The 4,115-nt window shown below is 63.3% G+C and carries 3 protein-coding genes and 1 pseudogene; 1 reads left to right on the forward strand and 3 read right to left on the reverse strand.

Features of this window, described 5'->3' with window-relative positions; genetic code table 11:
- On the reverse strand, positions 1-314 hold a 314-nt coding region (locus tag VJS90_RS07900; RefSeq protein WP_324120728.1), incomplete at its 3' end, for an MFS transporter.
- A 320-nt stretch (positions 315-634) separates the two neighbouring features.
- On the opposite strand from VJS90_RS07900, the gene VJS90_RS07905 reads away from it, so the two are divergent.
- A complete protein-coding gene (locus tag VJS90_RS07905) occupies positions 635-1,540 on the forward strand; it encodes a bestrophin family protein (RefSeq protein WP_324120730.1) in 906 nt (301 codons plus the stop codon).
- A gap of 8 nt (positions 1,541-1,548) precedes the next feature.
- Here VJS90_RS07905 and gspD read toward each other — a convergent pair whose 3' ends face one another.
- Positions 1,549-3,783 (reverse strand): type II secretion system secretin GspD, encoded by a 2,235-nt coding sequence (gspD, locus tag VJS90_RS07910; protein WP_324120732.1) that lies wholly within the window; start codon positions 3,781-3,783, stop codon positions 1,549-1,551.
- Positions 3,780-4,115: pseudogene (locus VJS90_RS07915) on the reverse strand (hypothetical protein); the annotation flags it as partial. The gene gspD and the pseudogene VJS90_RS07915, both read right to left, overlap by 4 nt.

The following is a 4,115-nucleotide window of genomic DNA, read 5'->3' on the forward strand; positions in this document are numbered from 1 at the left end:
ACGATCGTCGCCGCCAGCACCTTCTGTCGGCCGTACTTGTCACCCAGCGCCCCGAAGAACAACCCGCCCAGCGGCCGGATCAGGAAGGGCACCGAAAACGTGGCCAGCGCTGCAATCATCTGCACGCTCGGGTCGGCGTTGGGGAAGAACACCTGCCCCAGCACATAGGCGACAAAGCCATAGACGCCGAAGTCGAACCATTCCATGGCATTGCCAAGCGCGGCGGCAGTGATCGCCTTGCGCATCTTGGCATCGTCGACAATGGTGATGTCTTTCAACCCGATGGGGTTGATGCGGTTTTTACGGATTTTCATGCACGTACTCTGATGTTGACTGTCTTTTCAGACCGCTAGCGTCCGGTCTTACAGGAGGGAAGCAGGTCATGCCCAAGCGGTGCCATCGTTGTAATGGCCAGGGCTCTTTCGCATCTGATACAAAGAGACATGAAATAATTCACTGCTGTTCATATTTTTCCGCTATAGCGCTGGCTCGGCGACCAGGCATTACGAAAATTCGTCGACGTGAGAAGCGATGTCCTACAGAGAATTAAGAATCGTTTAAGCATCACCCCCTAGGGTAACCGTACCGCTCGCTGCGACAGGCGAGCGCCATACCCAGCGTACGGAGCGATGCGATGATGGAAGCCCTTGGCAGCAAATGGACCTGCTTCAAAAAGACGCTCACCTACGTCGGCTGGGCGCTCTTCTGGCTGATGCTCTGGGATGTGGCGGTCACGCTGGACTTCATGTTGCTGGCGCGCGATGTGCTCGACATCCCGCTGATGCCATTGACGCTGCTGTGCTCCGCCCTGGTCGTGCTGATCAGCTTTCGCAATTCCAGCGCCTATAACCGCTGGTGGGAAGCGCGCACGCTGTGGGGCGCCATGGTCAACAGCTCGCGCAGTTTCGGCCGCCAGGCGTTGACCCTGATTGATGACGAGCAGGAGGATGAGACACAGAACCCGGTCAAGGCGGCTCTGTTCCGGCGCCATGTGGCCTATCTGCATTCGTTGCGCGGCCAGCTGGTGGGACATGTCGATACCGGCCAGCTGCGCGGGCTGTTGCCTGCCGCGGAGATCGAGCGGGTCGGGCAGGGCAACAACGTGCCCAACGACATTCTCAACGGGTCCGCCGTGCTGCTGGCCCAGGAGTTCAAGGCCGGGCGCCTGGACAGCATCCGTCTGGCGCGGCTTGAATCGACGCTGGTCGATATCTCCAATCATCAGGGCGGCATGGAGCGCATTGCCAACACCCCTCTGCCGTATCCCTATATCTACTTCCCGCGACTGTTCAGCGCGCTGTTCTGCATGATCATGCCGTTGAGCCTGGTGCCCACCCTGGGCTGGTTCACGCCGGTGGTCTCGACCGTGGTGGGGTGCATGCTGCTGGCGATGGAGCGAATCGGAACCGATCTGCAGGCGCCCTTTGGCCGCAGCCAGCACAGGATCCGGGTGGAGGACCTGTGCCGGAACATCGAGCGGAACCTGTGCTCGATGTTCAATGAGCCTTGCAGGAGCAAGGCGATCGACATGCCGGGCTGAGCGCGTGGCTACATAGGCTGCGTGGCCTGGGCCTTCAGCACCTGCATCTGCTGGCGATAGTCAGCGGTGACCTGGCGCGCCTGCTCGGGGTTGTTCACCACCTTGGGAGTGATCAGGACGATCAGTTCGGTACGGTCGCGGCTTCTGGAGGTGCTGCCGAACAGCCAGCGCAGGCCGGGAATGTTCGACAAGCCGGGCACGCGGGTGTCGGTGCGGGCGTTGTCCTGCTTGATCAGGCCGCCCAGCAGCACGGTCTGACCGCTCTGCACCGCCACCTGGGTGGACACCGCGCGGCTTGAGATGCGCGGGTTGGGCTGGGTGGTGGTGACGGCACTGTCGTCGGCGTCGCTGACTTGCTGCTGGATGTCCATGTACACCAGGCCACCCGGATTGATCCGCGGCAGCACGTCGAGGATGACGCCGGTCTGCACGTACTCGACGCTGCTCAGCGTGGTATCGGAGGTGCTGGTGTTAACGGTGGTCTGACTGATGGGGATGTTATCGCCCACCTGGATCTGCGCCTGCTGGTTGTTCAGCACCACCAGCGAAGGCGCGGACAGCACCTGGGTCAGGCCGCGGGTTTCCAGTGCGCGCAAGGCCACTTGCAGGTTGCTGCTGACGAACGAGTAGAACATCGAGCTGCTGCCCAGCGCGACGCCGCCGGCGCCCAGGGCTGCCTGGCTGCCGCTCTGGTTGGCGACCGTGGTGCTGGACGAATTGCCCGCCAGGCGTCCCAGGTACCATTGCACGCCCAGGTCGAGGTCGCCGGTGAGCTTGACCTCGAGGATGCGGGTTTCGATCTGTACCTGCAGGGGTGGGCTGTCGAGGCGCTTGATGGCGGATTCGATCTCTTTCCACTGGGCCGGCCGGGTGCGTACCAGCAGCTGGTTGCTACTCTTCTGCGCGGTGATGCGCACCGATTGCTCGAGGCTCTTGCCCGTGCCTTCGCTCTGTTCACTGGCCTCAGTGCCCAGGCCCTCGTCTTGTGCCTGGCTGTCGTCCTCCTCCGTCGATTCCTCGCTTGGTGAAGCCGATTGGGAAGATGTGCCCGTAAGTCCTTGATTGCCGGTGCTATTCAGCGATGTCAGGCTGGTGGTCTTGAGGCCAGGCGCGACCTTTGCCGCCGTGTCGTCGCTGATCTGGCCGCTGCCGTAGATCTGCCGCAGGTAGCGCGCCAGATCCGCCGCTTTCAGGTTGCGCACGTCGTAGACATACAACTGCGGCTCGTTGCCGCCGCCTTCATCGATGGTCCTGATCCAGTCGCCGACCTCTTGCAGGTATTCTGGCTGCGCGGAAATGGCCACGATCGAGTTGGTGCGCTCGTTGGGCATGAACCTGACCATGCCGGACAACGGCATGCCGCTGTCCGGGCCGAACAGCTTCTGCAATTGCGGCATCAGCTCGGCCACCGAGGCGTGCTGCAGGCCATACACGCCGATCGACATGCCCTTGAGCCAGTCGACGTCAAAGGTGTCGATGGTGTCCTGGTAGTTGGCCAGCTCCTCGGGGGTGCCGGCCAGGCTGAGCACGTTGCGCGCCGGGTCCACCAACAGGAAGGCGTTTTCGCGGACGAAGGGCCTGAGCAGTTTCTGCATCTCGGTCGCGCCGATGTAACGCAGGGGATAGAGCCTGGCGGCGAGGCCTGTGGCGGGCTGTGCCACGGCCACCTCGGGCACCAGCTTGCCGGCGACCGCCTGGTCGGCAGGCAGCACCACGTAACGGTCGCCCTGGCGGATCATCGCGTTGTCGGTCCAAGACAGCAGCGTCTCCAGGATCGACAGCGCTTGCTGCTTGTTGACGGGCTTGGAGGTCGAGAAGCTGACTGTGCCTTTCACGCCTTGGCTGATGCTGTAGTTCTCGTGCAGCAGATCGCCCATCACGCTGTTGATGACCGCTTCGATGGGCTGGTCGGTGAAATTGAAGACGATGTCGCCGTCTTCACGTGCAGCCTTGGAAGCCGTGCCCGCCGGAGGCCGGATGAAGCGCTGGCTACCCTTGATGATCTGCCGCTGGGGCGCCGCGACCGCAGCGGGCGCTGCTGGCCGTGGTTGCGAGATATCCGAGGATGCGGGCAATGGCGCCGGATCCGCGGCACCTTTGAATGCCTCCTGCATCAGGCCGGGATCGCTGGGCAGGTCTTGCCGAGGCGTCGAGCACGCGGCCAGGGATAGGGCGACGCCGAGGCCAAGCAAGGGCGCGCGCAGGGTCAGCAGGGAAAAACGTGAAGGAAGCTGCAGGGTCATGGTGTCTGGGTACGTGGAAGAGTAAGGACGGGGGCGTTTGACGGCGGCGGAAGGCGCGGCACAGGCATGTTCAGGGTGTGGCTCTGTCCCTCGCGGGTGAAGGTCGCGCTGCGGGCATTGAGCTGGCTCAGGGTCCAGCCGCTGTCCAGGGCTGTGCCCACGGCGAGCTTGATGGCGCGCTGGCGGGCGTCACGCAGGTAGGCCCACTGCACGGCGCGGTCGAGCAGCACGCCGGTGAGGGTGAGTCCGGACAGCGGTTGCGCGGTGATGGTCGAGCTGCGCGGATCAGGTTGCCGGTCCGGACTGAAGACCGGATGGGTCCAGGTCATCGC

The organism is Pseudomonas sp. (genome assembly GCF_035277045.1).
Taxonomy (GTDB): Bacteria; Pseudomonadota; Gammaproteobacteria; order Pseudomonadales; family Pseudomonadaceae; genus Aquipseudomonas.

What these genes read in the sequence shown, in the direction of transcription:
- VJS90_RS07905 (WP_324120730.1), top strand. Translation starts at nt 635, where the DNA reads ATGATGGAAGCCCTTGGCAGCAAATGGACCTGCTTCAAAAAGACGCTC.
- gspD (WP_324120732.1), bottom strand. Translation starts at nt 3,783, where the DNA reads ATGACCCTGCAGCTTCCTTCACGTTTTTCCCTGCTGACCCTGCGCGCG.